This window comes from Bradyrhizobium shewense, assembly GCF_900094605.1.
Classification (GTDB): domain Bacteria; phylum Pseudomonadota; class Alphaproteobacteria; order Rhizobiales; family Xanthobacteraceae; genus Bradyrhizobium; species Bradyrhizobium shewense.
In genome coordinates this window covers 14031-40993 of the sequence record NZ_FMAI01000015.1, presented here as the reverse complement: position 1 = coordinate 40993, position 26963 = coordinate 14031, and the positions used below count along the sequence as shown (strand labels likewise).

The following is a 26963-nucleotide window of genomic DNA, read 5'->3' as shown; positions in this document are numbered from 1 at the left end:
CCTATCGTCCGTGCTTGAGCATGTCCTGATCATTCAGATCCCAGTCCTGCCACAGCTGAAGTATGCCCAGCAGCACCACCGCCGCGCCGAGGCTCGTGTGGTAGATGCGGAGAAAGCCGTCAGCGGAATAGCCGAGGGCGTAAGGCGAGGCGATGAGCCACAGTCCGACGAGGATCGTCGTCACCTCTTGCCAGCGCTGCAAGGCGACATATTCGAGCTGGCTGATGCCAAATACGATCAGGCCGATTGCGACCGTATTCAGGATCGCCGTCGGGTGCCCGGCAATCGCCGGATCCTGGATGGGAAACCACGGCGAAGCCACGATGAGCGCGCCGAGCAGCATCCCGCACCAGTCTTCCCATGTTCGATGAGTATTCAAGAAACCAAAGTCCGACATCGTAACCTCCTGCAAAGAGGCATACGTCTGCGGCTGGCAATCATGACACTCCGAATGTCTAGCGACCCTGCCGGCCGCATTCGGGCGTATGTCCTTAAGAGGACGTGGGAGCCGCCGTGGAACTTGCAAGAGTGGCGCCGGTAATTATTGGAGCTGGCGTGGTGTTCGCCAGCGATGACGTCTCATACTGCAGTGCAGCTACAGGCACGCGCGTTTGCAGATATCTGCCGTGCGGCAGGCTCCCCTGGCCGCGCCTTGCCAGGGACGGGGACGGGCTCCTAGATCAACGCGTCAGACGCACGTCGGAAGGATCTTGCATGGTGGCATCGGTACGGGACAACAAGGACAGGAGCCGCTTCGAACTCGATGTCGGCAGCGAGGTCGCCTTCGCCAATTACCGGCTGACCCCGACGGCGGTCATCATCACCCACACCGAGACGCCCCGCGCGCTGCGCGGCCGCGGCATCGCCTCCGAACTGATCAAGGGCGCGCTCGATTTGATCCGGCGCGACGGCCGCAAGGTGATCGCCGGCTGCGGCTTCGTGGTCGACTATCTCGACAGGCATCCGGAGGATGCGGATCTGGTCGCCTGAAAGCAAAAGGGCCCGCGAGATCGCGGGCCCCTGCGGCACGACCGGCGTTCGGTCAGTGCTTGCGGTCAGTGCTTGCGGTCAGTGCTTGATCTCAGGCGGCAGCTTGCCGCCATTGGCGGCGAGCTTGGACATCACCTGCTTGTGCAGCCAGACGTTCATGCTGGCCGAGTCATTCATGTCGCCGCTGTAGCCGAGCTCCTTGGCGAGATCCTTGCGCGCAGCGAGGCTGGAATCGATGTCGAGCGCCTTCATGAGGTCGACGATCGAGGTACGCCATTCCAGCTTCTCGCCCTTGTGCGCGGCCACCGCCTTGTCGACGATCGCCGCCACATCGACCGCGGCCATCGGCGCGGAAGCCGGCGCTCCCGGCGCGGCCCCTGCGGGCGCGCTGCCCGGCGCTGCGCCACCGGCGGGCGCGGCGGAAGCCGGCTGGCCGCCGAAGATCGCGCTCATGATTTTCCCGAAAATGCTCATGTCTGCTCCCCGAAAAGGATCCGTTGGAAGGGCCTTGAGTGGCACTTATAGACCAAGTTACTACGTAGCGCCCGCGAAGTTCTGCGAACCACCACGCAGCATCAGCTTATCTGCGGCGAAATGACGGCCGAATGACATCGTCGAGGTTGCGATGCGGCATCGAATTTCACCCAAGCGTGAGGGACAGGACTCGGAAATGGGCGTACGGTTGCAGTTCAGTTCGCGACGCCATCCGGAATTCTCTGGTCGGGATCGCGGGACTTAAGAGAATGGCGGCCGCTCGCGCCGTTTGCCGGCGCCGAATTCGGCCGCTCGGCAAGGGAGCTAGCGACCATGGCCACACTCTACCAGGGCAATGTCCCCACGATGGCCCAGCCCGCGGATGCGGCTGGACCGGTGATCCGAACCATCCAGCTGTCCGATCTGCACGATGCGCTCAGGCGCGGCTGGGAAGATTTCAAGGCCGTGCCGAGCCACGCCATCATCCTCTGCGTGATCTACCCGGTGCTCGGCCTCGTGCTCGCCCGCGTGGTGATGGGCTATTCGGTGCTGCCACTGCTGTTTCCGCTCGCCGCCGGCTTCGCGCTGATCGGCCCCTTCGCAGCGCTCGGTCTCTACGAGCTTTCCAGCCGGCGCGAACGCTATGAGGAAGCCAGCGCGTGGGATGCGATGGAGGTGCTGCGTTCGCCCTCGTTCGGAGCGATGCTCGGCCTCGGTACGTTGCTGCTCGCGCTGTTCGTGACCTGGGTTGCGACCGCGCAGGCGATCTATGTTGCGGCGTTCGGCTATGAGGGCGTCACCGGAATCTCGGACTTCATGACGCGCGTGCTGACGACGCAGCAGGGCTGGTGGCTGATCGTGGTCGGCTGCGGCGTCGGTTTCCTGTTCGCGCTCGCCGCGCTCTGCATCAGCGCCGTGTCGTTCCCCTTGATGCTGGATCGCCATGCCGGCGCGTTCGAGGCGATGAGCACCTCGCTGCGCGTGGTCGCGAGGAACCCGGTGCCGATGGCGGCCTGGGGCCTGATCGTGGCGGTGCTGCTCGCGCTCGGCACCATTCCAGCCTTCGTCGGCCTCGCCGTGGTGATCCCCCTGCTCGGCCATGCCACCTGGCATCTTTACCGCAAGGTGATCGTCTCGGAGCCCGGTGCACGTCCGGTGCCGCCCCCGCCGCATCGTCCGCGCAAGCCGGCTGCCGACTTTCCCGCCAACCTCTTCCCCTGGCGTAACAGGACGGACGCCTGACGATATCGTGACATGCGATCCTGCCCTGGTTCGGGCAGGATCGCGGCCTGTCGCACGCCTTGCTTTGGCCGCGGTTCCGACCGAGATTGCGCCGGCCGGCCAGATCGCTTCACGGAATTCATTACCTCGAATGACCTCGACGATTTCTCGTCTCGCTCTCGCAGCCTTCGCCCTCTCCGCGTCAATCCTGTCCGCCCAGCCAGCGTTCGCCGCGGTTGCCTGCGGCTCGGGTAATTTCGATGCCTGGCTTGCGGACTTCAAGACCGACGCTGCGGCCAAGGGCATTTCACAACAGGCCATTGCATCGGGTCTCGCCGGGGTGACTCTGGATCAGAGCGTGCTCAACCGCGACCGCTCGCAAAAGGTCTTCGCCCAGACCTTCGAGGAATTTTCCGGCCGCATGGTGCCGCCGCGCCTGGAGCGCGGCTCCAACAGGATGAAGCAGTACGGCTCGGTGCTGTCACGCATCGAGCAGACCTATGGCGTTCCCGGCGAGGTCCTGGTCGCGATCTGGGGCCTGGAGACCGATTTCGGCGTCAACACCGGCAAGTTCGCCACGATCCGGTCGCTCGCATCACTGGCCTATGATTGCCGGCGCGCCGAGCAGTTCCGGGCCGAGCTGCTCGACGCCCTGCGCATCGTCCAGCGCGGCGATCTCGCGCCAGCCGAGATGAAGGGCGCCTGGGCCGGCGAGCTCGGCCAGACCCAGTTCATGCCGTCGTCCTGGATGAAATACGCCGTCGATTTCGACGGCAACGGCAAGCGCGACCTCCTGCACAACGCGCCCGACGTGCTCGCCTCCACCGCCAATTATCTTGCCGGCTATGGCTGGCAGAAGGGCAAGGATTGGCAGCCGGGCAGTCCGAATTTCGCAGTGCTGCAGCAGTGGAACAAGAGCGAGGTTTATTCCAAGACCGTCGCCTATTTCGCCACCCAGCTGGCGCGCGCCCCTTAAGTGGGTCGCCCAAACGCGTGGGGCCGATCGCCCGGCGACCGGCCCTCTCTCGTGCGTTTGCCTACCCGTTTACTTGCCCATGGTGGCGTGCATCGCCTTGTTCAGATGCGCGCCGCACGCACCCATTTTGCCGTTGAGCAGGGAGTCCTGAGCCGCCGCGATCTCCTTCTGCGCGACGAACTTGCTGTCACCGTCGGCCATGTTCTCGATCGCGGTCTCCGTCTTCTCCAGGTTGGCCGAGCTACAACCGCCCGCTGCGTGCTTGGCGGCCTGGGCCGGCGCGACGGCGAACGCGACGGCGGCAATTGCGATAACCCCGAGTAACTTCGTCATGATGTTACTTCCTTCTCTTGTTCTTGAAGCAGGACCAGCGACATTGCCGGGTTCTGCGACATGACTTTCCCCCGGACGCGGCAACTTGCCGCAATAAATTCCCCGCGAGAATTGCGTGATGTTGCGCGCCACGCAGAGCCGCATGCGAAATTTCTGATTTTCATTACATCCCGGTAATCATCGCCACACGCTCGGCGTGTGTGCGCTGCGCTATCGTGGGTGCGAATGGGCGGTTCCGCTGCATTCCCGTCGCCAAATCTGCTCCGGCTAAGCCTCTAGGACCATTTCGGGGCTGACAAGAAGTGAACTTAAATTCAAATCGGCGAGATCCTTCTCATGCGAATCACGCATGCCGGACTTGGGTATAGAAGCTGCCGACCGACTTGCCGGCGACGGGCACGCAACCTATTTCGGCTATGATCGATATCAAGCCGACTTCCCTTAAATCCGTGATTTCACGGGAGCTTATTGCTGGATTCCGCCCATACAGCCCAAGCCTTGGGCGGGACTGGCGAGAGGTTAAGCGTTCCTTACTCACGGTATGCGCTACTCGCTTAGCTGCATCGCAACATCGGAACTTTCGCACTGCACCACTCTCACCTATATTCATTTCAACGATGCAGCCCGGGCAAGGGCTGAATCGAACTACAGGAGACTACCAATGCTGCTCTCGCTCATCCGCATGATCCAGGCCTTCCGGGACTATCAGCGCAATGTTGCCGAGCTGTCCCAGCTCAGCGATCGCGAACTGGCCGATATCGGCCTCGATCGCTCGGACATCCCGCGCGTTGCCGCCGGTCAGTACCAGGGCTGATATCGTTTCAGCCCTTCCACCGGAACGGACCGATAGCGCCCGCCTCGTGCGGGCGTTGTCGTATCTAGCGGCAGAAAACTCCATCTCGGCGATTCCACTCCCCGCCGAAAAGCGCTACCTGTCCGCCCCATGACAGGACCTCAATCCAACATCGTGCACGTGATCGGCGCGGGCCTTGCCGGCTCCGAAGCCGCCTGGCAGGTGGCCAAGGCTGGCGTGCCCGTGGTGCTGCACGAGATGCGGCCGACCCGCATGACCGAAGCGCACCGCACCGACGGGCTCGCCGAGCTCGTCTGCTCCAATTCGTTCCGCTCGGACGACGCCGCCAACAATGCCGTCGGCCTGCTGCATGCCGAAATGCGCCGGCTCGATTCGCTGGTCATGCGTGCAGCCGACGCCAACCAGGTGCCTGCCGGCGGCGCGCTCGCCGTCGACCGCGACGGCTTCTCCGCGGCCGTCACCAAAGCGCTGAACGACCATCCCCTGATCCAGATCGCCCGTGGCGAGGTTGCAGGCTTGCCGCCGGCCGATTGGAGCAACGTCATCGTTGCAACCGGCCCCCTCACCTCGGCAGCGCTCGCCGATGCCATCCGCGAGCTGACCGACGAGAACGCGCTCGCCTTCTTCGACGCGATCGCGCCGATCGTGCACCGCGAATCCATCGACATGTCGGTGGCCTGGTTTCAGTCACGCTATGACAAGGTCGGCCCCGGCGGCACCGGCGCGGACTACATCAACTGCCCGATGACCAAGGAGCAGTACGACGGCTTCGTCGCCGCGCTCATCGCCGGCGAGAAGACCGAGTTCAAGGAGTGGGAGACCAACACGCCCTATTTCGACGGCTGCCTGCCGATCGAGGTGATGGCGGAGCGCGGCCCCGAGACCTTGCGCCACGGTCCGATGAAGCCGGTCGGCCTCACCAATCCCCACGATCCCACGACCAAAGCCTACGCGATCGTGCAGCTGCGCCAGGACAACAAGCTCGGCACGCTCTACAACATCGTCGGCTTCCAGACGAAACTGAAATACGGCGAGCAGCAGCGCATCTTCCGCACCATTCCCGGGCTGGAGAAGGCCGAATTCGCCCGCCTCGGCGGCCTGCATCGCAACACCTTCCTCAACTCGCCAAAACTGCTCGACGGTCAGCTGCGCCTGCGCGCACAGCCGAGGCTGCGCTTCGCCGGCCAGATGACGGGTTGCGAGGGCTATGTGGAATCGGCCAGCGTCGGCCTGATCGCCGGTCTCTATGCAGCGGCGGACGCGCGCGGCGAGACGCTTGTCAGCCCGCCTGGCACGACCGCGCTCGGATCGCTGCTCGGCCACATCACCGGCGGCCATATCGAGACCATCGAGCCCGGCACACGCTCGTTCCAGCCGATGAACATCAATTTCGGTCTATTCCCACCGCTTGCGACCGCGCCGACGAAGAAGCCCGACGGCACACGCCTGCGCGGCAACGAGAAGACGGTGGCCAAGAAGCAGGCGATGAGCGCACTGGCACTCGCCGATCTCGATCGCTGGATCGCCGATCATTTGCGCATTGCCGCAGCCGCGTGAGTTCAAGATGAGCCTCCCCAAAGACGACGCCGCGACGCTCTCGGCGCGCTGGACCGAGGGCGTGCTGCTCAAGCGCGACGTGTTCTCGACCGTCGAGCGCGGGCGCTTCCGTGGCGAGAGCGGCGAGGTCGATGCCGTGCTGCGCCGGCTCGACGAGGTGCCGTGGTGGTCGTTCCTCCTGGCGCGCCATCTGTTCGCCCGCGAGAAGCACGCTCTGGCGCTCGCCAAAGGCCTCAACGTTGGACCGGAGCTGCTGTGGGCCGGACGCCGTGCGCTGGTGCGCGGCTTCGTCGACGGAGTCGCTTTGCATCTGGCCAAGCCGCATGGCGACCTCGCCTATTTCCGTTCGGCCAAGGCGGCCCTGCGCCGGCTGCGCCGCGCCGGTATCTGCCACAACGATCTTGCCAAGGAACAGAACTGGCTGGTCGGCCGCGACGGCCTCGCCTATGTCACCGACTTCCAGCTCGCCGCCTGCTTTGCACGGCGCGGCCGGCTCTATCGCATCCTCGCCTATGAAGACCTCCGGCATCTGCTCAAGCACAAGCGCTCCTACGCACCTGAGGCGCTGACCCCGCGCGAGCGAAAGATCCTTGCGAAGAAGTCATTCGCCGCCAGCCTGTGGCTTGTCACCGGCAAGAAGGTCTACCGCGCGATCACGCGCGGCCTGTTCAACTTCACCGACCGCGAGGGCGGCGGCCGCAGGCTCGTGAACGACGCGCCGGTGCTGACCGAGCTGATCCGCAAAAATCCAGCCGTGCGCGACACCGCCATCGTGGCTTTCGCGGACCGCCGCTCCGGCGTCGGGCTCTATGCCTTCGTCGAAGCCGACCAGGCCACGCTCGAAGGCCAGTTGCGGAACGAGCTTTCGGCCGCCAAGGGGCCGAAACCGCCGGAGCACATCCAGGTGGTGCACGCGCTGCCGCGCGATGCCAGCGGCAAGCCGCGCACAGAGATCCTGCAGCTGGTTGCCATGAACCAGCTCGACCTGATCGAGCCGATGATGAAGAACGACCAGGACCGCGCCTTCTTCAAGGACATCCTGGAACAGCGGAAGAACCTGCGCGACCGCTTCAATTTCGAGGCGGACCTGCCAGCGAGCTGACGGGCGGTCTCGCCTTGAAGCGTCCACATTGGCGATAGAGAAGCGGTCGGACAAGGCAGGCTCGGCGGGGTCATGGGCACTCGGGGGACGATGATGCATCGCGTGGTGGGCGGCCTGATTGCCGGCCTTCTGCTGCTGGCGGCCGCGCCCGCAATGGCCGAGACCCCGGCCGAGCTGATCTCCAGCTTCCGCCTCAAGCACGGTGAAGTTCGCGTCGTCCGCGATTCCACCCTCGACCGCATCGCCATGGACCAGGCCCGCGCGATGGCGGCGAAAGATGACCTCAGTCACGACGCGCTCGGCCCCTTCAACCGCCGCGTCGCGCCCGCCGGCGCAGGCCGCGCCGCCGAGAACATCGCCTACGGCTACGACAATTTCGAGAAGACCCTGGGACAGTGGATCGACTCGTCCGGGCACCGCAAGAACCTGTTGCTGCACAACGCCTCCCGCGTCGGCATCGCCAACGCCAAGAATGCCAGCGGCAAGCGCACCTACTGGGCCATGGTGATCGCGGGCGATTATGAGCCGAAGGGCAAGGGCAAGAAGAACAAGGAGCCCCTCGTTGCCGTGAAACGAGAGGCGGCGCCTGCGAGCAAGCCCAAATCGAGCAACTGCCACGTCAAGCTGCTCGGCCTCTGCATCTGATGCGAGCCAAAGCCATCTTGCTCACGTTCGGCAACGCGCCTAATTCATGCACGAGATCGCAAGAAGCGGAGGGCGTGAGTGATCGACCTCGACCAAATTCGTGCCGAGACGCCAGCCACTAGCCGGCTCGCCTATCTCCACAACGCTGGCGCCGCGCTGATGCCGGCGCCGGTTGTCGCGGCGATGAAGGAACATATCGATCTGGAAAGCGAGATCGGAGGCTATGCGGCCGCGGATCGCGAGACCGACCGGCTCGAAGCGGTCTACGGCTCGGTGGCGCGTCTGCTGAATGCCGCGCCCGACGAGATCGCGCTCGTGGAGAACGCGACGGTCGCCTGGCAGATGGCGTTCTACGCGCTTCCGTTTCGCAAGGGCGACCGGATCCTGACTGCCGAGGCGGAATACGCGGCGAACTATGTCGCCTTTCTTCAGGTCGCCAAGCGTACAGGCGCGACCATCGACGTGGTGCCGAGCGATGCCAGTGGCGAGCTCGATGTCGAAGCGCTCGACCGCATGATCGACGAGCGGGTGAAGCTGATCGCGATTACCTGGGTTCCGACCAATGGCGGGCTGGTCAATCCGGCAGCGGCGATCGGCGAGATCGCACGGGCGCACAATATTCCCTATCTGCTCGACGCTTGCCAAGTGGTCGGCCAGATGGCCGTCGACGTCGAAGCCATCGGCTGCGACATGCTGTCGGCCACGGGTCGCAAATTCCTGCGCGGCCCGCGCGGTACCGGATTTCTCTACGTTCGCCGCGCGATGCTGCAACGGCTCGAGCCGCCGATGATCGATCACTTCGCCGCGCCCTGGGTCTCGCGCGATGAATATCGGCTTCGCGACGATGCACGCCGCTTCGAGACGTGGGAGAACAATTACGCGGCCCGGCTGGGCCTCGGCGCCGCCGTCGACTACGCCCTGGAGATCGGCATCGCTCCGATCGAACTACGCTGCCGCATGCTTGCCGGCCGTCTTCGCAGCGGTCTCGCGGCCCTTCCCGGCATCACCACTCGCGACCTCGGACGCGCGCCGGGCGCCATCGTCAGCTTCACGCTGGACGGGCATGAAGCGGACGCCGTTGTCGCCAGTGCCGCTGCAGCAGGCATCACGATCGGCGCTTCAGATCCATCGAGCACGCGTATCGATGCCGAACTTCGCTCCTTGCCGCATGTCGTGCGGGCATCGCCGCATTATTACAACACGGAAGCCGAGATCGATCGGTTGATCGCTCATCTGGCGGATCTGGCGGCACGGTAGCAAAAAGGCCGACGCGGCCGGGCCGACCTTGAAGTCGGTCCACCGTCGCGCCGTCTGGGCTTCAAGCTCTTGTCGTCAGCGCCGAGAGTTGGTCGGTATCGAAGCGGGCGCGTAGCTCGCTGATGGCTTTCGCATCCGGGGGACCACTTGCCGTCAGCTTCGCCAGCTCCTCGAAGTAATGCTCGTGTCCCGGCGGGGATACGGTCATGAGCACGCGCGCGGGCTTCTCGCTCGCGTTGGTGATGTTGTGGGGAACACCGGGAGGAATGAAGAGGAAGGTCCCTGGGGTTGCCCGGACAATCTCATCCCCGACGAACCATTCACACTCGCCTTCGAGCACGTAGAAGGTCTCTTCCTGAACACGATGAACGTGCCGGCCGGTGGCGAATCCTGCCGGAATTGTCCAGTCGAACATGCTCGTATGCCCAGTGTCCTCGCCCGTCACCAGGAAGGCCATTGGTTGGCCGCGCAGCGTGACCCCCTCGGTCTCGCCGAGCCTGCGGATGACGTGTTTCGCGGTCATGTACACCTCCATCGCTGTTGCAGCGTTCCTCACGGCTCGCGCGATGGTGGTCCCGTCCAGCCGGAAAGTCGCGAAGCCGTTCGGAAAACGTTGCAAAAAACCTGCGAAATGTGGCCTTCTTCGGCGATGGCCACGATCCTTGAATTTGGTCCCTTTCGGCTCGATGGCGATGCGGGGATCCTGTTCCACGGTGCTGAGCCGACCGCTCTCGGCCAGCGCGCAGTGCTGCTCCTGGCGCTCCTCGTCCGGCAGGCTGGTGTGCCGGTTTCAAAGGATGCCTTGATCGAGGCGGCCTGGCCCGCCCAGGCCATCGAGGACAGCAATCTGACCGTCCAGATCGCGGCGGTGCGGCGCACGCTGGCCGACATCTCCGGCGAGGCGCGTTGGATCGAAACGCTGCCGCGCCGCGGCTATCGCTATGTCGGTCCGACCGTGACGAAGTCCGATCCGGGTCCCGCACGAACACCGCAAGCGCCGTTGCTGTCATTGCCCGACAGGCCGTCGATCGCAGTGTTGCCTTTCACGAACTTGAGCGGCGATGCGGCGCAGGACTATTTTGCCGACGGGATGGTCGACGACATCATCACCGGCCTCTCGCGCATCAACTGGCTGTTCGTGATCGCGCGGAATTCCACATTCGCCTACAAGGGCCGCGCGGTGGACGTGAAGCAGGTCGGCCGCGAACTTGGCGTACGCTACGTGCTGGAAGGCAGTGTCCGCAAGACCGGCACGCTGGTCCGCATCACCGGCCAGTTGATCGATGCGTCGACTGGCATGCACGTCTGGGCCGAGCGATTTGACCGCCGGTCCGAAGACGTCTTCGCCCTCCAGGACGACATCGCATCGTCGACCGTCGGTGCGATCGCGCCCAGCCTGCGGCGCGCCGAAATCAACAGGGTCAGGCGCAAGCGGCCGGACAGCCTGGATGCCTATGATCTCGTCCTGCGCGCCCAGCCGGACGTCGATTCCGGCATGCCGGCCCAGGTCACCCAGGCGCTCGTGCTGCTCGAACGTGCGATCGCGCTCGAGCCTGCGTATGCGCTTGCGCACGGCAATGCGGCGATGTGCCATCACTGCCTGTTTCTTAGAGCCGGTTTGCAGGAGACCAATCGCGAGGCCTCGATCCGCCACGCTCGCTCGGCCATCGCTCACGGCCAGGATGATGCGCCTGCTCTCACGCTCGCGGGCTTTTCGATTGGCATGGACGGGCACGATCGCTCCGCAGCCTTCATCGCGTTCGAGGCCGCGCTCGCCATCAGCCCATCATCGGCGCTGACCTACATCCTCGGCAGCGTCATGCTCGGCTGGGGCGGAGAGGCCGACCGGGCTATCGAATGGAGCGAACAAGGCCTGCGGCTCAGTCCGTTCGATCCCTGGGCTTTCGCCGCATTCGACGCGCAGGCGATGGGGCACTTCCATCGCGGCCGATATGAGGAGGCGTGCCGCGCCGCTTACCGCTCGGTTCAGGCCAATCCTCTCCACAGCATTACCCATGTGCAATTGGCCGCGGCGCTGGCAAAGCTTGGACGATTGCGGGAGGCGAAGGCGGCGGCCACGCGGGTGCTGGAGCTGCACCCGACGTTCCGCTATGGCCGTCAATTTCAGGGCGTCAACTGCGCGCCAGCGCTCGCTTCCTCGCTCGGAGATGCCCTCCGCGTCGCAGGCCTTCCGGAGTAGCGCCCAGCCCGGCCTGGCGTCTCAACGTGCCCTATGTGCAGCGCGCGCTTAGTCCGGATGCGCTGAGCTTTGCCATCACCTCGTCGAGATGGGCGCTGTCGCGGGTCTCGATGACGAGTTGCAGGAGCGTGGCCTTGGCCGGCAGGTCGGAGAAGGTCCGCTGGTGCGAGACCTCGATGATGTTGGCGCCGGCTTCGGCCAGGAGGGCCGCGACGGCGGCCAATTGCCCGGGTCTGTCAGGAATGTCGAGCGAGAGCTGGGTCAACCGCCCCTCGCGCGCCAGCTCGCGGGTGAGGACGGATGCGATCAGTCGCGTGTCGATATTGCCGCCGCTCAGTACGAGGCCGACCTTCTGGCCGGCAAAGCGGGTCGGATCGGACATCAGCGCGGCAAGGCCGGCGGCGCCGGCGCCCTCGACGACTGTCTTCTCGATCGAGATCAGGGTTGCGACCGCTCGCTCGAGCTCGGCCTCGTTCACGAGCGCGATGTCGTCGACGAGGCGGCGGACGATTTCGGTGGTGATCTTGCCGGGCGATTTCACCGCGATGCCTTCGGCCAGCGTGTCGCCCCGCGCCGGCAGATTGCCGTCATGGATAGCGTTGTACATCGAGGGATAGAGCCAGGCCTCGACGCCGAGGATTCGCAGCGAAGGCTTGATCGATTTCGCCGCGATGCCGATACCGCTGATCAGGCCGCCGCCGCCGATCGGCACGACCAGCGTGTCGAGCTCCGGCACGGCCCTCATCATCTCCAGCCCGACTGTGCCCTGCCCCGCGATCACCAGCGGATCGTCGTAGGGGTGGACGAAGATCATGCTTCTGGCTTCGCCGTGGCTTCGCGCGAACGCGGCCGCCTCCTCCAGCGTCGCGCCCGTGACGACCACTTCAGCGCCATGATGCCTGGTGTTCTCGACCTTCACCATGGGCGTGCCCACCGGCATGACGATGGTGGCGGGGATGCCGAGCCGTTTGGCGTGATAGGCCACGCCCTGCGCGTGGTTTCCGGCCGACATCGCGATCACGCCCCGCGCGCGCTCCTCCGGCGTCAGCGCGGTGAGGCGGTTGAGCGCGCCCCGCTCCTTGAACGAGGAGGTGAACTGAAGGTTCTCGAATTTGAGCCAGATCTCGCAGCCGCAGATGCTGCTCAGCGTGCGGCTGTAGCTGCAGGGCGTCTCGACGACGGCGCCCCTGATCGTCTCGGCTGCGGCAGCAATGTCGCTTGGGGCGACCGGCAGACCGCTGAGATCAAAGGGCGAGATTGGGGACAAGTCAGCCATAGGACAGCATAGGCCATTTGGCCGGCTCAGGCGATAAGCCGGCCGCTATTTGGTAAACTCACGCGACCGCGAAGCCCGCCACAGCGCCCACAGCGTGCGCAGTCGGGACGATTGCTGCGGCTTGAACGGATTGCGCCCCGGTTGCGACAGCAGCTTGAGGTCGGCCCGCACAAGTCCAAGCGGCAAAAATGCTGCCCGAGCCGCTGCCGGCACCTCCGCCAGCAACGACAGGGCCGTAGCCAGATGCTGCCTCGCTTCGCCCGCGAGCTGCTCCAGCACGGCACGCAAATTCGGCATCTCCTTGCCGGCGAACACATCCTCCATGTTGCAACCGTGGCTCGCTAGCAGCTGCTGCGGCAGGAACAATTGCCGGTGGGCGGCATCGCGCGGCAGGTTTGCAATGACCTGGACGATGCCCTGCGCCAGCCCGGCATGACGGGCGAGATGCTCGGTGGCTTCCGAGGGCGGCGCCAGAATCTGCGCCGCCAGAGCGAACAGCGCCGATGAGGTCGCGGCCAGATAGCCTTCCAGCGCCGCCATGGTCGGCATCGGATCATTGTAGAGGTCGAATTGGTGCTCGTCGACGAGCAGCGACAGCGGTTCGACCGGCAGGTCGAAGTCCCGGATCGCGCGCAGCAGCTCCGCCGCCACCGGATTGCCCTCGGCGCTGCCGTGCACCAGGCCGGAAAACAGATCGGTCCACCATTGAAAGCGGATTTCGCCGGGCAAGGGCTGGCTCACCTGATCGCGGACGCGGACGATCTCGACATTGAAGGCATAGAGCGCCAGCAGCGCGCGGCGCTCTACGGCGGGCGCGAACAGCGTCGCGGCATAGCGCGGAAAGTCATGGCTGCGCACGAGATCGGCGCAGAAAGTGACGGAATCGGGCGGCGGCGCGGCGCTGCTCATGTGCTGTTCATGACACCGCGATCAGCGCAGCGGCAACCCGCCGCCGTTCGCCGATCATGATGTTGTAGGTGCGCACCGCAGGACCGGTCTGCATCGTATCCAGCACCACCCTCACCGCCTTGAGCGCCTGCCGCAGCGCCGGCGGCGGCAGCCAGACCCCGGTTCCGGTGCCGATCAGGAGCGTGTCGATGCTGTTGGCGGCCGTGAAGACCCGGTCCAGCGAATAGCGGTCGATCTTCTGGGGATCCGTCACGTCCCAGGCCCAGATCGCGTCGGGCAGGCACAGCAGCGAGCCCCGATGCGACATGCCGGCAAAGGCGAAGCCGCCCTTGCCATAGGCCTCGATCGGCGCCGAGCGCGGGAAATGCGGTGCGTTGGGATCGCCGGCCATGAGCTTCGTCCGAATGGGCTTACTGCCCTCGCAAACGCCTGCGAGGGCATGCGGTTCGGATCATGCCTTGCTTTTCTTCGCCGGCGTAGCAGTATCGGGCGCATCCTCGCGATGCTCGCCGACGCCGAGATAGATCAGGATCGGCGCCGCGATGAAGATTGAGGTGTAGGTGCCGACCAGCACCACGCCGAACATCATCACCGCGGTGAAGCTGTGGATGGCATGACCGCCGAACAGGAGCAGCGCCAGCAGCGCCAGCGTCACCGTGAAGTGGGTGATGATCGAGCGCGACAGCGTCGAGTTGATGGACTCGTTGAGCAACTGCGGCATCGGCATCTTCTTGTAGCGGCGCAGCATTTCACGGATGCGGTCGTAGATGACGACGGTGTCGTTGAGCGAATAGCCCAGAATGGTCAGCAGCGCGGCGATGCTGGTCAGGTCGAAATCGACCTGGCTGATCGACATGAAGCCGATCGTAAGCACGATGTCGTGCACGTTGGCGATCATGGCGCCAAGCGCGAACTGCCATTCGAACCGGAACCAGAGATAGATCAGGATCGAGACGATCGCGAGCATCAGGCCGAGCATGCCGAACGCCAGCAGCTCGCCGGAGACGCGCGGGCCGACCACTTCGACGCGGCGATACTCGACGGAATCGCCGAGCGCGGAACGAACCTTCTGCACCGCCTCCTGCTGCGCGGCATCGCCGCCCGGCTGCTCTGCGACGCGGATCAGGACGTTCGCGGCATCGCCGAACTGCTGCAACTGCACTTCGCCGAGACGCAATCCATCCAGCGTCGTGCGCATCGCGGCGATGTCGGCGGCGCCCGACTTCGCCCTGACCTCCAGCAGCGTGCCGCCGCGGAAGTCGATGCCGAAATTCAGGCCATGGGTGAAGAACAACGTGATCGCGACGATCGACAGCGCCGCCGAGATCGGGAAGCTGATGCGGCGGAAGCGCGTGAAATCGAAATGCGTTTCGTCAGGGACGATACGCAGCGACGGCAGTAGGCCGAGCGCGGCAACCACGGTGAGGACGGCAATGAGGACGCCGAGCCCGATGAGAACGGTGTGAGTCACGATCAGGCTCCTAGATCGGCACGCTCTGCGGCCGCTTCCACCGCACCCACCAGGCGACGATCAGCCGCGTCAGCGTGAAGGCGGTGAACACCGTGGTGATGATGCCGATGCCGAGCGTCACGGCGAAGCCGCGCACCGGGCCGGTGCCGATGTAGAACAGCACCGCGGCGGCAATGAAGGTTGTGATGTTGGAATCGAGGATGGTCGCGAGCGCCCGCTTGAAGCCGGCATCGATCGCCGAGATCGCGTTGCGGCCGCCGCGCAGCTCCTCGCGGATGCGCTCGTAAATCAGCACGTTGGAGTCCACGGCGATGCCGACGGTGAGCACGATGCCGGCGATGCCGGGCAGCGTCAGCGTGGCGTTGAGCAGCGACAACAGGCCGAAGATCATGGCGACGTTGATGGCCACCGCGATGTTCGCGAACACCCCGAACAGCCTGTAGGTCAGCAGCATGAAGATGATGACGAGGATCGAGCCGACGTAAGCCGCGAGTTCGCCCTTCTCGATCGAGTCCTGGCCGAGGCCCGGACCGACGGTGCGCTCCTCGACCACGGTGAGCGGCGCCGGCAGCGCGCCGGCGCGCAGCAGGATCGCCAGATCGTTGGCCGATTGCACGGTAAAGCTGCCGGAGATCTGGCCCTGGCCGCCGGTGATGGGCTCGCGGATGACGGGCGCCGAGATCACCTTGTTGTCCAGAACGATCGCGAACGGCAGCCCCACGTTCTCCTGCGTGGCCTGCGAGAATTTGCGCGCACCGGAAGTGTTGAACTTGAAGCTGACGACCGGCTCGCCCGTGCGCTGGTCGAAGCTCGCCTGGGCGTCGGTCAGATCGCCACCGGCGACCAGCACCTGCTTCTTGACCACATAGGGCGTGGGCGGTGGCGATGCGCTCATCAGGAGCTCGGATTCCGGCGGCAACCTGCCCGCTTGCGCCTGATCCGGCGGCACGGAGGTGTCGACCATGCGGAATTCCATCTTCGCGGTCTTGCCCAGCAGCTCCTTCAGGCGGGTCGGGTCCTGAAGGCCGGGGACCTGCACCAGGATGCGGTCATTGCCCTGGCGCTGGATCACGGGCTCGACGGTGCCGAGCTCGTTGACGCGGCGTTCGACGATCTGGATCGACTGCTCGATGGTCTTGCGCAGGCGATCGAGCATTGCGGCCTGCGGGACGCTCAGGCGGATCACCCCGCCGCCGGCATCAGTCACCTCGAGGTCGCGCTGACCGCTGGATCCCATCAGGCCGCCCAGCGGCTGAGACAGTTCACGCAGCTTGGCGAGCGCAGCCTGAGCGTCAGTTTCCTTGGTGATGCGAACCTCGACCGCGTCGTTGCGCACGGTCACGCCGCCGGTGAAGCCGATCTTGGCATCGCGTAGCGTGCGTCGAACGTCGTCGCGGACCTGGTCGAGCCGTTCCTTCTTCACGTAGTTGGAATCGACCTCGAGCAGCAGGTAGGAGCCGCCCTGGAGGTCGAGGCCGAGCACGAGCCGGCGCTGTGCCCAAGCGGGCCAAGTCTTGACCTGGGCCTCGGGGAAGAAGTTCGGGACCGCGCAGAGGCACACGATCAGCGCCGTCAGGATGATCCCGAGCGCCTTCCACCGCGTGAAATACAACATTGACTGGACCTGTCAGATCAGGAGACTTGAGATGCTCGCGGACGCGCTCACTTCGAGGCGGCGTCGTCCTTGGCGGCTTCCTTGCTATCCTTGGATTCCTTCGCCGGCTCGCCCTTGGCGCGCACGCCCGAGATCATCTGGCGCATCTGCCGCACGCGCACGCCGTCGGAAATCTCGAACTCGATCTGGTCGTCGTCGACGACCTTGGTGACCTTGCCGACGAGGCCGCCCGAGGTCACGACGGTGTCGCCGCGGCGGATATTCTTCACGAGGTCGGCGTGGTCACGGACCTTCTTCTGCTGCGGACGCAGAATCAGGAAGTACATGATCACGAAGATCAGGGCGAACGGCAGCAGCGACATCAACATGCTGTTGGTGTCGCCGGCGCCTGCGGCCTGGGCATACGCAGGGGTAATCAGCATTCGGACGATCCTCGTGAGAACGGGGGAAAGCCGGTCAGGCCCTCAAAGGCGACCGGCTCGGTCAAATTCGCGCGGACTATAGCGGCCATTGCCCCAATTGCAACGCTGCCAGACTGCCCTTTTGACCCACCTTGCGGTGCGCCGTCAGGCCCGATAAGGCTGCGTTCTCAGGAACTTCGGACATGCCCAAAAACCTTAGCAAAAGCCCGGCCGGCAAAGGCCCCCGCACCCCTGCCCGCAAGTCTGCCCCCGTCGCGGCAAAACGCCCCAAGGGAGCCGTCAAGGCAGCCCTCAAGGCGGCCCCAGACCTCTCCCAGGAGCGCATGGTCCGCGCGCTGGAGACCATTGCGGCGCACCTGTCCGCCCAGGGCAAGCCGGCCCTCGAACGCGAGTCGTTCAAGCAGGCCGATGCCTATGTCTGGCACCCCGACGGCCGCCTCGCCGCAGTGCCGCGGGTCAGCCGCGTCGAGCTGTTCCTGCTGAAGGGCGTCGACCGGATGCGCGACATCCTGATGGAGAACACCGAGCGCTTCGCCAATGGCCTGCCCGCCAACAACGCGCTGCTCTGGGGCGCGCGCGGCATGGGCAAATCGTCGCTGGTCAAGGCAGCGCACGCCAGCATCAATGCGGAGCGCAAGCCGGCGGACAGGGTGAAGCTGATCGAGATCCACCGCGAGGACATCGAAACGCTGCCGATGCTGATGGAGAAGCTCCGGGACGCCAGCTTCCACTTCATCGTGTTCATCGACGACCTCTCCTTCGACGGCAATGACGCGTCCTACAAATCGCTGAAGGCCGTGCTCGAGGGCGGCATCGAGGGCCGGCCCGAGAATGTCATTCTCTACGCCACCTCGAACCGCCGCCATCTGCTCGCGCGCGACATGATCGAGAACGAGCGCTCGACCGCGATCAATCCCGGCGAAGCCGTCGAGGAGAAGGTGTCACTGTCGGATCGCTTCGGCCTCTGGCTCGGCTTCCACCGCTGCAGCCAGGACGAATACCTCGCCATGGTGCGCGGCTATTGCAGCCATTTCGGCATTGAGGTCGACGATGAGGCACTGGAGCGCGAGGCGCTGGAATGGTCGACCACCCGCGGCTCCCGCTCGGGCCGCGTCGCCTGGCAATTCGTGCAGGAGCTGGCGGGACGGCTCGGCGTGAAGCTGACGGCGAAGTAAGGCAACTCTAGCTCAGCCCGAACTGTCATTCCCCGCGAAAGCGGGGAATCCAGTACGCCGCGGCTTACCCGCTCAACAATGACTGCCCCTGGAATACTGGATCGCCCGGTCAAGCCGGGCGACGACAGTGTGCTCGTAGTGATGGCTTGGCCCTACTCAGCGGGCCCTCGCCTCACGCCCCGTTCAGGAATTGAAGCGGGTCAACCGGGCTCGATCCCTTGCGGATCTCGAAGTGGAGCTGCGGCGACGCCACCTCCCCGGATTGACCCGACTTGGCAATGACCTGACCGCGCTTGATGGTATCGCCGCGCTTCACCATCAGCTCACTCGCATGGGCATATGCGGTGACGTAGCCGTTGGAGTGCCGAACCAGGACCAGATTGCCGTAACCTTTCAGCTCATTGCCGGAATAGGCGACGACGCCGTCTTCGGCCGCCTTGACCGGCGTCCCCTCGGGCACCGCGAGATTGATGCCGTCATTGGACTTGCCGTTGGTCTTGGCGCCGTAGGTCGTGACCACCTTGCCGCGCACCGGCCAGCGGAAGGTCGGCAGCGCACTGGTGGTCTCGGCAGCCTTCGCCGGAGCCTCGGCGGGCTTCTCTTCGACATTGGCTGTGGCCTGGGCCAGGCGAGCGCTCTGCATCGGCGCAGCGACAGCCGCCATCTTGGTGGCGGGTGCCGGAGCGGCAGCAACCGGCTGGAGCGTCCCGACAACCGGAGCAGCCCCGACGGGAGCCGCCGCAACCGGCGCCGCGAGGGCAGCGGTCTTGGCACCGGGCACGGTCAGCTTGGTGCCGAGCTTGAGCTTGGCCGACGGATCGAGGCCGTTGGCACGGGCGAGCTCAGCCGACGAAATATGGTTCTTGCGGGCGATGCTGGCGAGCGTGTCGCCGTGGTTGACGAAGTGGGTGCTCGGCGGCGCAGCAATGGCCGCAACCGGCTTGGCTGCAGGCGCCATCGCGGGAGCTGCTGCGATAGGAGCCAACGCGGGCGCGGGTGCAGCGGCGGTGGCCGGATGCGGGATGATCAGCTGCTGGCCGGGCGAGAGCGAACGCGGCCCCTTGTAGCCATTGGCAGCGAGGATCGCCTGCGGCGTGACACGATAACGCTTGGCGAGCACGTCGAGCGTATCGCTGGTGCCGACGATGATCTTGGTGCCTCCGGCCGGCTGAGCCGCGGCAACGGAGCGTGGCGGCACGGTGGCCGTGGTTTCAAGATGCGGCTGCGCCGGGGGCGCGTAGGAGCTGACGCCGCGCCCGCCTCCGGACACGCCACCACCACCTGTGACGGGATAGGATTGCGGTGCGGACACCGCCGGCGGCGGCAAGGGCTGCGACTGATAATAGCCCGGCTGTGTCTGCGGCCGCGAATATTGCGGCAGCTCGCGCTGCTGCGGCGGCGGGGCCTGCTGCACCGAACCGGTCTGCTCAGAAGAGAAGGGGTTGGAGAAGTTCGACTGGGACAGCCGCGACGACATGTCGGCGCTGCACCCTGCGAAGCTGAAGGAGATCAGCGCCAGCACCGCGACCTGCGGTACGCGGCGCGAGTAAAGCAACTCGGCGACGACGGACATGGTTACTCACTCGTACGCAACAGAACTGGTGTTTTAAGTAAACACGCGCCGAGTAAATAACGGCTTAACCCTCCCAATAAGATGTTGGCCGCGCAGCCGATCCGGAAATCTACAGCTCCCGCGCCACCCCGGGCAGTGCCGGCACGAAGCGGACCTCGACGAGTTCCTTGCGCTCGATCCCGGCTTTGGTGCGGGTCAGGCGGACCAGCGTCTGCACGCCCTGATGCGGGCCGACCGGCGCGATCAGGATTCCGCCGACCTCGAGCCGCTCGACCAAATTGTCCGGAAGCTGCTCCACTGCGGCGGTGACGATGATGCGGTCGAACGGGCCGATATTGGGCGGCAGATTGAGCCCGTCGCCGAGCATCACCTCCACATTGTGACAGTTGAGCTTTTCGAGCCGGGCGCGTGCCGTATCGGCAAGCTTGCGATAGCGTTCGACGGTCAGGACCTGGCCGGCGAGCCGCGACAGCACAGCGGCCTGATAGCCGGAACCTGCCCCGATCTCGAGCACGCGGTGCCGCTTCTGAAGCTGGAGCTGCTCGGTCATGTAGGCCACGACGAAGGGCTGGCTGATGGTCTGCCCGCAGGCGATCGGCAGCGCGCTGTCACGATAGGCGCCGTCGCGATCGGCCTCGTCGACGAAAAGCTCGCGCGGCACCTCCTCCATGGTTCGCAGCACCGCCTGATCGCTGATGCCCCGACGCCTCAGCGTGAGCTGAAACATCATTTTTTCCGGCGGATGCTGATCGGGGGTCATTGCCTGCTTGTGCTGTCTTGCCGGGGCCGGTGGACGTTAATCCCGGGCGCAGGAATCGTGTTCCTGCTCAGGAACCCATGATAACCTTCGCCTGGAGCATTTGACCACAAATTGGCTTGCCACGGGCGAGCCGCGATGACCATTTTCAGGTATCCGTTCGTCGAAACGCGCATTGCGTCAATTCGTGTTATCTGCGAACGTTTTTGGCGATGGGCAAGGGACTCAACTATGACCGCGACAGGGCTTTCCGGCCGCTCTGTATTCCTCGTCGAGGACGAGGTGATGATCAGGATGATGGTCGCGGACATGCTCGAAGAGCTCGGCTACAAGGTCGCAGCTGAGGCCGGCGACATCACCGAGGCCATGCGGCTCGCCCAGGCGACCGAGTTCGACATCGCCATTCTCGACGTCAACGTCAACGGCAAGGTCATCTCGCCGGTCGCCGACGTGATCAAGGCGAAAGGCTGCCCGTTCATCTTCGCCACCGGCTACGGCTCCTCCGGCCTACCCGAGCAGTACCGCGACCGGCCGGCGCTCCAGAAGCCGTTCCAGCTCGACGCACTCGGCAAGACCATCGAAGCCGCACTTCGCGGCGGCTAGGATATTTCCGTAGCCCGGATGGAGCGAAGCGCAATCCGGGAATCTCGTCACGAGCGATACGGCCCCGGATTTCGCTTCGCTCCATCCGGGCTACAGGCGCTTAACTCAGCGTCGCGCTGAGCTCTTCCGAAAACGCTTCGTTGGTGCGGTCGAGCCTGAGCGGCGTGACCGAGACGTAGCGCTCGCGAAGCGCCGCCAGATCGGTGCCGTCTGCCGGCGTGTCCATCATCGCGGCGCGCTCGAAGCCGATCCAGAAATAGGGATTGCCGCGGCCGTCCTGGCGCTCGTCGATTCTGAGGAAACCGAGATTGCGCTTGCCCTGGCGCGTGACGCGGATGCCCAGCACATCCTCGGGCGCGCAGGACGGGAAGTTGACGTTGATGACGGTGTCCTTCGGAATGCCCGCGGCAATCACCTTGCGCAGGATGTCGGGCCCGAATTTGCGTGCGGTGTCCCATGGCGGGCGCTCGCGGGTCTCGACGCTGAACTCCTGCGACAGCGCGAATGACGGCAACCCCAGGATGGTGCCTTCCAGCGCGCCGGCGATGGTGCCGGAATAGACCACGTCCTCGGCGACGTTGCGGCCCTTGTTGACCCCGGACAGCACGACGTCGGGCAGCTTGGCACCGAGGATATGGCGCGCGCCCATGATGACGCAGTCGGTCGGCGTGCCGCGCACGGCAAAGTGCCGCGGGCCGACTTCGCGCAGGCGCAAGGGATCGTTCAGCGACAGCGAATGCGACACGCCGGACTGGTCGAGCTCGGGCGCCACCACCCAGACGTCGTCGGACAATGCGCGCGCGATCTCCTCCACGACCTTGAGGCCGGGGGCATGAATGCCGTCGTCATTGGTGCAGAGAATGCGCATGCGAAGGGTCGATTCCAAAAAGCGGGGTCTGAGCCGTCTTATCCGGCTCCGGCCCATCAGGCAAACCGGCTGATCAGAGGTTCCCGGCCACGTCCTACCGGCGGATGCGCCATTGCGGCAGGAAGCGCGCCAGCCGCCCCTCCGCACGCAGACTCATCGCAGGTACCGCCGGACTGACGACGGCAGCCTCGATCACGCCGAGCGCCTCCAATTGCGCAACGAACGCATCCGGCTCCGGCGTCTGCGGAAAGCGTTCGCGCGCCACCGTCAGCGCGTTGTCGAAGTCGGCAGCATTCACACCCGGCTTGGCCCGCCGGCTCTGCACGAGATCCTGGTCCCAGAGCCGCGCGATCTCGATGTCGAGCACGCCGCGCAGGCGCTGATCCACGGCCTGAATCCCGGCCCCCGTCACCGCCCATTGTCGGCCGACCCAGAAGATGTCGCGGTGCAAGGCCATGAACGGTGGGTTCGCGTTGTCGAGTGGCCGGCAGGATAGCCGGCCGCCCGATCTTCGCAACCGATCGTTTCCAACATTTCAGACGGGCAACGCGATTCTCGTCTTGACGCGTTTTCTTGACGCAAACCGGTACCCACTTCGCCCGAAAACGCTTTAGTCGTGCCCGATGACCTTCACGCCGCCCATATAGGGCTGCAGCACGTCGGGGACTGCGATCGAGCCGTCCTCCTGCTGATAGGTCTCCATCACGGCGATCAGCGCGCGGCCGAGCGCGGTGCCCGAACCGTTCAGCGTGTGGACGAAACGCGGCTTGCCGTCGGGACCGCGCGAGCGCGCATCCATGCGTCGTGCCTGGAAGTCGCCGCAGACCGAGCAGCTCGAGATCTCGCGGAATGCCCCGCCCTCGCCCTGCCCCGGCATCCAGACCTCAATGTCATAGGTTTTTTGCGACGAGAAACCCATGTCTCCTGCGCAAAGCGTCATCACGCGATAATGCAGGCCAAGTCTCTGCAACACCTGCTCGGCGCAGGACAGCATGCGCTCCAGCTCGTCCTTGCTCACCTCCGGCGTCGTGATCGAGACCAGCTCGACCTTGGTGAACTGGTGCTGGCGGATCATGCCGCGCGTGTCACGCCCGGCAGCGCCCGCCTCGGCGCGGAAGCACGGCGTCAGCGCGGTGAGGCGCATCGGCAATTGCTTCTCGTCGAGAATGGATTCGCGCGCGAGGTTGGTGAGCGAGACTTCGGCGGTCGGAATGAGGCCGAGGCGCTCTGTCCTCAGCCGCTCCTGGTCGGGCGAGGCAAGGAGCTCGCCTTTGATCGCCCAGAACTGATCATCCTCGAATTTCGGCAATTGTCCGGTGCCGAACATGATCTCGTTGCGCACCAGCAGCGGCGGATTGATCTCGGTATAGCCGTGCTCGTCGACGTGCAGATTCAGCATGAACTGGCCGAGCGCGCGTTCGAGCCGCGCCAGTCTCTTCTTCAGCACGACGAAGCGGGCGCCGGAGAGTTTTGCCGCCGCCTCGAAATCCATGTCACCGAGCGCGGTGCCGAGATCGTCATGCAGCTTCGGCGCAAAGCCGTAGTTGCGCTTGTTGCCGAACACGTGGTGCTGCACGTTGCCGTGCTCGTCGACACCATCGGGCACTTCGTCGAACGGAATGTTCGGGATTGCGGACAGCTCTTTGGTCAGCTCCTCATCGGCGGCTTTCGCGGCGGCCTCGAGCTGCGGCATCGTAGTCTTGAGCTCGGCGACCTCGGCCATCAGCTTGGCCGCGCGCGCCTCGTCCTTGGCCTTCTTGGCGTCGCCGATCTCCTTCGACGCCGCGTTGCGCCGCGCCTGCGCCTGCTCGGACGCCAGGATCGCCGCGCGCCGCGTCTCGTCGATCGCGAGCAGCGAGGCCGACAACGGCTTCAGGCCGCGCCGGGCGAGGCCGGCGTCGAAGGCTTGCGGATTGTCGCGGATCGATTTGATGTCGTGCATGGCTGTGATCCTGGATCAGCGCGTAAACAGTCAACGTCAAATGTTGCCAGTTTACATTGGCGCGCGCCTCCCCCTAGCACAGCTCTCATCGCCCGCGAAAGCGGGCGATCCAGTATTCCAGAGACGGGAGTGATTCCTTGGTAGGCCGCGGCGTACTGGATTCCCCGCTTTCGCGGAGAATGACAGCGATGGTGTGGCGGCCTCTACTCCGCCGGATTGGCCGGCGTCGACACGTCGGTGCCGGTGGCGGTCTGCGCCGCGGCGGCGGCCTTCTTCTCCACCATCGCCACCGCGATGATCGAGCCCTCATAGAGCGCCATCAGCGGAATCGCCAGCGAGCACTGGCTGATCACGTCGGGCGGCGTCAGCACGGCCGCGATGACGAAGGCCATGACGATGAAATAGCGCCGCTTCTCGCGCAGCATCTTCGAGGTGATGATGCCGATGCGGCCAAGCAGCGTCAGGATCACCGGAAGCTGGAACGCAATGCCGAAGGCAAAGATCAGCGACATCATCAGCGACAGATATTCGCCGACCTTCGGCAACAGCTCGATCTTTGCGGTCTCGTCGCTGCCGAGTTGCTGCATGCCAAGCGAGAAGCGCGCCAGCATCGGGAACACAACGAAATAGACCAGCGCCGCACCCAGCACGAAAAAGAACGGCGTCGCGACCAGATACGGCAGGAAGGCCTGCTTCTCATGCTTGTAGAGCCCGGGCGCCACGAACATGTAGACCTGCCCTGCCACGATCGGGAACGAGATGAAGGCCGCGCCAAACATCGCCAGCTTCAGCTGGGTCAGGAAATATTCCAGGAACGCGGTGTAAATGAGCTTGGCGTTTGCGGGATCGCCGACGGCCAGGACATATGGCCATACCAACACGTTGAATATCTGCTTGGCGAAGAAGAAGCAGAAGATGAACGCAATGCCAAAGCCGAGCAGCGCCTTGATCAGCCGCGAGCGCAGCTCGATCAGATGGTCCATCAGCGGGGCTTTGCTGGCCTCGATATCGGCGTCGGTCATGACGCTTTGACGTCCTTGATCGCTTCGGATGGCGCGGTGTCCTGCCCAACCGGCGCCTGCTCGACCTCACGGGTAATCGCAAGTGGCTCGTTCGCAGCCGCATGCGCCTCGGCTTCCATGAAGGTCGCGGGCGTCGGCGCTTCCGGTGTCGTTGGTGTCGTCGGCGGTTCGATGGCAGTTGTGGTCGGCGTCTCCGCCGGCTTATCGAGCGCATCGACGCGTAGCGCGTCACTGACGTCCTTCTGGAGCGAGGTCAGCGGATTGTTACTGGTGAAGCCGGTCGCGGCTTCCTTGACCTCGTCGAAGCTCTTCTTGAGGTCGGCCATTTCGGCCTCGCGCATCGCTTCCTGGAACTGGCCCTGGAATTCGGCGGCCATTTTGCGGGCCTTGCCCATCCACTGGCCGACCATGCGCAGCACGCCCGGCAGCTCTTTCGGGCCGATGGCGATCAGGGCCACGACCCCGATCAGGACCAGTTCACTCCACCCGATGTCGAACATGAGGTCTTCCGTTCACGCGAAGCCGCAGCCGGCCCAATCCCTTGCGCGCAGGATCGGGCCGCACCCCGCGTCTCGCATGCTTCTTCCGGCTCAGACGGCCTTGCTGCCGACGTCGGACCGCGCCGCGGTCGGTGCATTATTGTGCTCGATGGACTTGGCCGGCTCGGGCTTCTCGGCGGGCTTGTCGTCGTCCTGCATGCCCTTCTTGAACGCCTTGATGCCCTGCGCCACGTCGCCCATCAGATCCGAAATCTTGCCGCGGCCGAACAGCAGCAGGACCACTGCGATCACCAGGATCCAGTGCCAAATGCTGAGTGAACCCATCCTGCAACCCTCCAAACGCGCATGGCCGGGGACCCGGCCGATCTTCACCGAAACCTAGGCTTGGCAGGTCTCAAAAACAAGGACCTAGGCAGCGCCAATTCGCTGTTGGCACTACGTAATCTTGCTAGTGTTAACCGGTCGCAGGGCACCGGTAAAACGCCAAGGCCTCACTCTTCGGTGCCGCCTTCGCCGCCACCCTCATTGCCGCCTTCCGGGGTCTCTTCCGGGCTCTCGGGCTCGACCGCAGGCGCCAGCGCCAGATCGAGGTCCTCGCCCGGTTCCAAGGGATCCTCGTCCTCGCGAAGCTGCGGGTCGTCCGACGGCGTCGGCACGCTGAATCCGGTCGGCAGGCGCGAATCCAGGAGGCCCGTGCCCTTCAGCTCCTCGAGGCCCGGCAGATCGCCGAGCTGTTCCAGGGTGAACTGCGACAGGAAGTCCTCGGTGGTTCCGAAGGTCAGCGGACGGCCGGGCGTCTTGCGGCGGCCGCGCGGCTTGATCCAGCCGGTCTCCAGCAGCACGTCGAGGGTGCCCTTCGAGGTGACGACGCCGCGGATCTCCTCGATCTCGGCGCGCGTCACGGGCTGGTGATAGGCGATGATCGCCAGCACCTCGATCGCCGCGCGCGACAGGCGGCGCGTCTCGGTGCTCTCCCGCGTCATCAGCCAGGCGAGATCGCCGGCCGTGCGGAAGGTCCATTTGTTGGCAACGCGAACGAGATTCACCCCGCGCAAGGCGTAGTCGGCCTGCAATTGCTCGAGCGCGGCCTTGACGTCGACGCCCTCGGGCATCCGCTTGGCCAGCGTCGCGGTATCCAGCGGTTCACTCGAAGCAAACAGCAGCGCTTCCAGCAGCCGCAATTCCTCGGGACGTGCCTGGGATTCGTTCTCCATCGGCTCGGCCTCTTCTACCCGCACTTCAGCCAGGCTTGCCATGGCAG

Annotated in this window: 30 protein-coding genes; 11 read left to right on the top strand and 19 right to left on the bottom strand. The window is 65.0% G+C overall.

Annotated elements, in window-relative coordinates:
- Position 1 precedes the first annotated feature (1 nt).
- Positions 2-397 (bottom strand): SPW repeat protein, encoded by a 396-nt coding sequence (locus tag GA0061098_RS26065; protein ID WP_091963689.1) that lies wholly within the window; start codon positions 395-397, stop codon positions 2-4.
- Between the two features lie 317 nt (positions 398-714).
- Between GA0061098_RS26065 and GA0061098_RS26060 the strand changes: the two genes are divergently transcribed.
- Positions 715-990 carry a GNAT family N-acetyltransferase gene (locus tag GA0061098_RS26060; protein WP_091963294.1) on the top strand — a complete coding sequence of 92 codons (276 nt, stop codon included), beginning with the start codon at positions 715-717 and terminating at the stop codon, positions 988-990.
- 78 nt (positions 991-1068) lie between these two features.
- On the opposite strand, the gene GA0061098_RS26055 is transcribed toward GA0061098_RS26060, so the two are convergent.
- Positions 1069-1464 carry a DUF3597 domain-containing protein gene (locus GA0061098_RS26055; protein WP_165637606.1) on the bottom strand — a complete coding sequence of 132 codons (396 nt, stop codon included), beginning with the start codon at positions 1462-1464 and terminating at the stop codon, positions 1069-1071.
- Between the two features lie 333 nt (positions 1465-1797).
- On the opposite strand from GA0061098_RS26055, the gene GA0061098_RS26050 reads away from it, so the two are divergent.
- Together GA0061098_RS26050 and GA0061098_RS26045 are read left to right on the top strand one after the other, a co-directional pair.
- Positions 1798-2706, top strand: coding sequence for a DUF2189 domain-containing protein (locus GA0061098_RS26050; protein ID WP_091963289.1), 909 nt, complete (start codon positions 1798-1800; stop codon positions 2704-2706).
- A gap of 130 nt (positions 2707-2836) precedes the next feature.
- Positions 2837-3661 carry a lytic murein transglycosylase gene (locus tag GA0061098_RS26045; RefSeq protein WP_091963287.1) on the top strand — a complete coding sequence of 275 codons (825 nt, stop codon included), beginning with the start codon at positions 2837-2839 and terminating at the stop codon, positions 3659-3661.
- Positions 3662-3730: 69 nt separating this feature from the next.
- Here GA0061098_RS26045 and GA0061098_RS26040 read toward each other — a convergent pair whose 3' ends face one another.
- Positions 3731-3994, bottom strand: a complete 264-nt coding sequence (locus GA0061098_RS26040; protein WP_091963283.1) for a hypothetical protein — start codon at positions 3992-3994, stop codon at positions 3731-3733.
- Between the two features lie 661 nt (positions 3995-4655).
- Here GA0061098_RS26040 and GA0061098_RS26035 point away from each other — a divergent pair.
- From GA0061098_RS26035 to GA0061098_RS26015, 5 genes are all read left to right on the top strand, one after another.
- On the top strand, positions 4656-4808 hold the full coding sequence (locus GA0061098_RS26035) for a DUF1127 domain-containing protein (protein WP_007590701.1): 153 nt from the start codon (positions 4656-4658) through the stop codon (positions 4806-4808).
- A gap of 129 nt (positions 4809-4937) precedes the next feature.
- Positions 4938-6365, top strand: coding sequence for a methylenetetrahydrofolate--tRNA-(uracil(54)-C(5))-methyltransferase (FADH(2)-oxidizing) TrmFO (gene trmFO, locus GA0061098_RS26030; protein ID WP_091963280.1), 1428 nt, complete (start codon positions 4938-4940; stop codon positions 6363-6365).
- A 7-nt stretch (positions 6366-6372) separates the two neighbouring features.
- Entirely contained in the window at positions 6373-7467 is a 1095-nt protein-coding gene (locus GA0061098_RS26025) for a serine/threonine protein kinase (RefSeq protein ID WP_165637605.1), read from the top strand.
- 93 nt (positions 7468-7560) lie between these two features.
- Positions 7561-8112: a CAP domain-containing protein gene (locus GA0061098_RS26020; RefSeq protein WP_165637604.1), complete on the top strand. Its 552-nt coding sequence runs from the start codon at positions 7561-7563 to the stop codon at positions 8110-8112.
- Between the two features lie 78 nt (positions 8113-8190).
- Positions 8191-9369, top strand: coding sequence for an aminotransferase class V-fold PLP-dependent enzyme (locus GA0061098_RS26015; RefSeq protein WP_091963271.1), 1179 nt, complete (start codon positions 8191-8193; stop codon positions 9367-9369).
- Between the two features lie 61 nt (positions 9370-9430).
- Here GA0061098_RS26015 and GA0061098_RS26010 read toward each other — a convergent pair whose 3' ends face one another.
- Positions 9431-9892: a cupin domain-containing protein gene (locus GA0061098_RS26010; protein ID WP_091963686.1), complete on the bottom strand. Its 462-nt coding sequence runs from the start codon at positions 9890-9892 to the stop codon at positions 9431-9433.
- A gap of 126 nt (positions 9893-10018) precedes the next feature.
- Here GA0061098_RS26010 and GA0061098_RS26005 point away from each other — a divergent pair, with 126 nt between their 5' ends.
- On the top strand, positions 10019-11569 hold the full coding sequence (locus GA0061098_RS26005; RefSeq protein WP_091963268.1) for a winged helix-turn-helix domain-containing protein: 1551 nt from the start codon (positions 10019-10021) through the stop codon (positions 11567-11569).
- 31 nt (positions 11570-11600) lie between these two features.
- Here the strand turns inward: GA0061098_RS26005 and GA0061098_RS26000 are convergent, their stop codons facing one another.
- The 6 genes from GA0061098_RS26000 to yajC are packed head-to-tail and all read right to left on the bottom strand — an operon-like array spanning position 11601 to position 17262.
- On the bottom strand, positions 11601-12845 hold the full coding sequence (locus GA0061098_RS26000; RefSeq protein WP_091963266.1) for a threonine ammonia-lyase: 1245 nt from the start codon (positions 12843-12845) through the stop codon (positions 11601-11603).
- A gap of 45 nt (positions 12846-12890) precedes the next feature.
- Positions 12891-13754 carry a phytoene/squalene synthase family protein gene (locus GA0061098_RS25995; RefSeq protein ID WP_091963263.1) on the bottom strand — a complete coding sequence of 288 codons (864 nt, stop codon included), beginning with the start codon at positions 13752-13754 and terminating at the stop codon, positions 12891-12893.
- 7 nt (positions 13755-13761) lie between these two features.
- Positions 13762-14145 carry an Mth938-like domain-containing protein gene (locus GA0061098_RS25990; protein WP_091963261.1) on the bottom strand — a complete coding sequence of 128 codons (384 nt, stop codon included), beginning with the start codon at positions 14143-14145 and terminating at the stop codon, positions 13762-13764.
- A 60-nt stretch (positions 14146-14205) separates the two neighbouring features.
- Positions 14206-15225 carry a protein translocase subunit SecF gene (secF, locus tag GA0061098_RS25985; protein WP_091963258.1) on the bottom strand — a complete coding sequence of 340 codons (1020 nt, stop codon included), beginning with the start codon at positions 15223-15225 and terminating at the stop codon, positions 14206-14208.
- 10 nt (positions 15226-15235) lie between these two features.
- On the bottom strand, positions 15236-16840 hold the full coding sequence (gene secD, locus GA0061098_RS25980) for a protein translocase subunit SecD (RefSeq protein ID WP_091963256.1): 1605 nt from the start codon (positions 16838-16840) through the stop codon (positions 15236-15238).
- A gap of 47 nt (positions 16841-16887) precedes the next feature.
- Complete coding sequence (yajC, locus tag GA0061098_RS25975; protein ID WP_014495068.1) at positions 16888-17262, bottom strand: preprotein translocase subunit YajC; 375 nt, start codon at positions 17260-17262, stop codon at positions 16888-16890.
- A gap of 182 nt (positions 17263-17444) precedes the next feature.
- On the opposite strand from yajC, the gene GA0061098_RS25970 reads away from it, so the two are divergent.
- Positions 17445-18437, top strand: coding sequence for an ATP-binding protein (locus GA0061098_RS25970; RefSeq protein WP_091963253.1), 993 nt, complete (start codon positions 17445-17447; stop codon positions 18435-18437).
- 172 nt (positions 18438-18609) lie between these two features.
- Here the strand turns inward: GA0061098_RS25970 and GA0061098_RS25965 are convergent, their stop codons facing one another.
- The gene (locus GA0061098_RS25965; protein ID WP_091963250.1) at positions 18610-20010 is read right to left on the bottom strand and encodes a LysM peptidoglycan-binding domain-containing M23 family metallopeptidase; all 1401 of its coding nucleotides are present in this window, start codon (positions 20008-20010) and stop codon (positions 18610-18612) included.
- A gap of 109 nt (positions 20011-20119) precedes the next feature.
- Positions 20120-20770: a protein-L-isoaspartate(D-aspartate) O-methyltransferase gene (locus tag GA0061098_RS25960; RefSeq protein WP_091963247.1), complete on the bottom strand. Its 651-nt coding sequence runs from the start codon at positions 20768-20770 to the stop codon at positions 20120-20122.
- A gap of 228 nt (positions 20771-20998) precedes the next feature.
- Here GA0061098_RS25960 and GA0061098_RS25955 point away from each other — a divergent pair, with 228 nt between their 5' ends.
- Positions 20999-21370 carry a response regulator gene (locus GA0061098_RS25955; RefSeq protein ID WP_008547195.1) on the top strand — a complete coding sequence of 124 codons (372 nt, stop codon included), beginning with the start codon at positions 20999-21001 and terminating at the stop codon, positions 21368-21370.
- 100 nt (positions 21371-21470) lie between these two features.
- Here the strand turns inward: GA0061098_RS25955 and surE are convergent, their stop codons facing one another.
- From surE to scpB, 7 genes are all read right to left on the bottom strand, one after another.
- Positions 21471-22238 (bottom strand): 5'/3'-nucleotidase SurE, encoded by a 768-nt coding sequence (surE, locus tag GA0061098_RS25950; RefSeq protein WP_104461594.1) that lies wholly within the window; start codon positions 22236-22238, stop codon positions 21471-21473.
- Positions 22239-22332: 94 nt separating this feature from the next.
- A complete protein-coding gene (locus GA0061098_RS25945; protein ID WP_091963241.1) occupies positions 22333-22695 on the bottom strand; it encodes a hypothetical protein in 363 nt (120 codons plus the stop codon).
- Between the two features lie 153 nt (positions 22696-22848).
- A complete protein-coding gene (serS, locus tag GA0061098_RS25940; RefSeq protein ID WP_091963238.1) occupies positions 22849-24180 on the bottom strand; it encodes a serine--tRNA ligase in 1332 nt (443 codons plus the stop codon).
- Between the two features lie 203 nt (positions 24181-24383).
- On the bottom strand, positions 24384-25202 hold the full coding sequence (gene tatC, locus GA0061098_RS25935; RefSeq protein WP_091963235.1) for a twin-arginine translocase subunit TatC: 819 nt from the start codon (positions 25200-25202) through the stop codon (positions 24384-24386).
- Positions 25199-25702 carry a Sec-independent protein translocase protein TatB gene (tatB, locus tag GA0061098_RS25930; protein WP_091963232.1) on the bottom strand — a complete coding sequence of 168 codons (504 nt, stop codon included), beginning with the start codon at positions 25700-25702 and terminating at the stop codon, positions 25199-25201. The genes tatC and tatB overlap by 4 nt, the downstream gene beginning before the upstream one ends.
- 90 nt (positions 25703-25792) lie before the next feature.
- On the bottom strand, positions 25793-26026 hold the full coding sequence (locus tag GA0061098_RS25925; RefSeq protein WP_028145381.1) for a twin-arginine translocase TatA/TatE family subunit: 234 nt from the start codon (positions 26024-26026) through the stop codon (positions 25793-25795).
- 167 nt (positions 26027-26193) lie between these two features.
- Positions 26194-26958: an SMC-Scp complex subunit ScpB gene (gene scpB, locus GA0061098_RS25920; protein WP_165637603.1), complete on the bottom strand. Its 765-nt coding sequence runs from the start codon at positions 26956-26958 to the stop codon at positions 26194-26196.
- Between the last annotated feature and the right edge of the window lie 5 nt (positions 26959-26963).

Excerpts from the sequence above, each read along its gene's own strand:
- GA0061098_RS26000 (WP_091963266.1), bottom strand. The coding sequence starts at position 12,845 with ATGGCTGACTTGTCCCCAATCTCGCCCTTTGATCTCAGCGGTCTGCCG.
- GA0061098_RS25965 (WP_091963250.1), bottom strand. The coding sequence starts at position 20,010 with ATGTCCGTCGTCGCCGAGTTGCTTTACTCGCGCCGCGTACCGCAGGTC.
- tatB (WP_091963232.1), bottom strand. The coding sequence starts at position 25,702 with ATGTTCGACATCGGGTGGAGTGAACTGGTCCTGATCGGGGTCGTGGCC.
- surE (WP_104461594.1), bottom strand. The coding sequence starts at position 22,238 with ATGCGCATTCTCTGCACCAATGACGACGGCATTCATGCCCCCGGCCTC.
- GA0061098_RS25995 (WP_091963263.1), bottom strand. The coding sequence starts at position 13,754 with ATGAGCAGCGCCGCGCCGCCGCCCGATTCCGTCACTTTCTGCGCCGAT.
- GA0061098_RS26065 (WP_091963689.1), bottom strand. The coding sequence starts at position 397 with ATGTCGGACTTTGGTTTCTTGAATACTCATCGAACATGGGAAGACTGG.
- yajC (WP_014495068.1), bottom strand. The coding sequence starts at position 17,262 with ATGCTGATTACCCCTGCGTATGCCCAGGCCGCAGGCGCCGGCGACACC.
- GA0061098_RS26020 (WP_165637604.1), top strand. The coding sequence starts at position 7,561 with ATGCATCGCGTGGTGGGCGGCCTGATTGCCGGCCTTCTGCTGCTGGCG.
- serS (WP_091963238.1), bottom strand. The coding sequence starts at position 24,180 with ATGCACGACATCAAATCGATCCGCGACAATCCGCAAGCCTTCGACGCC.
- trmFO (WP_091963280.1), top strand. The coding sequence starts at position 4,938 with ATGACAGGACCTCAATCCAACATCGTGCACGTGATCGGCGCGGGCCTT.
- GA0061098_RS25945 (WP_091963241.1), bottom strand. The coding sequence starts at position 22,695 with ATGGCCTTGCACCGCGACATCTTCTGGGTCGGCCGACAATGGGCGGTG.
- GA0061098_RS26055 (WP_165637606.1), bottom strand. The coding sequence starts at position 1,464 with ATGAGCATTTTCGGGAAAATCATGAGCGCGATCTTCGGCGGCCAGCCG.
- scpB (WP_165637603.1), bottom strand. The coding sequence starts at position 26,958 with ATGGCAAGCCTGGCTGAAGTGCGGGTAGAAGAGGCCGAGCCGATGGAG.
- GA0061098_RS26035 (WP_007590701.1), top strand. The coding sequence starts at position 4,656 with ATGCTGCTCTCGCTCATCCGCATGATCCAGGCCTTCCGGGACTATCAG.
- GA0061098_RS25925 (WP_028145381.1), bottom strand. The coding sequence starts at position 26,026 with ATGGGTTCACTCAGCATTTGGCACTGGATCCTGGTGATCGCAGTGGTC.
- GA0061098_RS26060 (WP_091963294.1), top strand. The coding sequence starts at position 715 with ATGGTGGCATCGGTACGGGACAACAAGGACAGGAGCCGCTTCGAACTC.
- GA0061098_RS26045 (WP_091963287.1), top strand. The coding sequence starts at position 2,837 with ATGACCTCGACGATTTCTCGTCTCGCTCTCGCAGCCTTCGCCCTCTCC.
- GA0061098_RS25990 (WP_091963261.1), bottom strand. The coding sequence starts at position 14,145 with ATGGCCGGCGATCCCAACGCACCGCATTTCCCGCGCTCGGCGCCGATC.
- GA0061098_RS26025 (WP_165637605.1), top strand. The coding sequence starts at position 6,373 with ATGAGCCTCCCCAAAGACGACGCCGCGACGCTCTCGGCGCGCTGGACC.
- GA0061098_RS26050 (WP_091963289.1), top strand. The coding sequence starts at position 1,798 with ATGGCCACACTCTACCAGGGCAATGTCCCCACGATGGCCCAGCCCGCG.
- GA0061098_RS25970 (WP_091963253.1), top strand. The coding sequence starts at position 17,445 with ATGCCCAAAAACCTTAGCAAAAGCCCGGCCGGCAAAGGCCCCCGCACC.
- tatC (WP_091963235.1), bottom strand. The coding sequence starts at position 25,202 with ATGACCGACGCCGATATCGAGGCCAGCAAAGCCCCGCTGATGGACCAT.
- GA0061098_RS26010 (WP_091963686.1), bottom strand. The coding sequence starts at position 9,892 with ATGACCGCGAAACACGTCATCCGCAGGCTCGGCGAGACCGAGGGGGTC.
- GA0061098_RS26040 (WP_091963283.1), bottom strand. The coding sequence starts at position 3,994 with ATGACGAAGTTACTCGGGGTTATCGCAATTGCCGCCGTCGCGTTCGCC.
- secD (WP_091963256.1), bottom strand. The coding sequence starts at position 16,840 with ATGTTGTATTTCACGCGGTGGAAGGCGCTCGGGATCATCCTGACGGCG.
- GA0061098_RS26005 (WP_091963268.1), top strand. The coding sequence starts at position 10,019 with ATGGCCACGATCCTTGAATTTGGTCCCTTTCGGCTCGATGGCGATGCG.
- GA0061098_RS25960 (WP_091963247.1), bottom strand. The coding sequence starts at position 20,770 with ATGACCCCCGATCAGCATCCGCCGGAAAAAATGATGTTTCAGCTCACG.
- GA0061098_RS25955 (WP_008547195.1), top strand. The coding sequence starts at position 20,999 with ATGACCGCGACAGGGCTTTCCGGCCGCTCTGTATTCCTCGTCGAGGAC.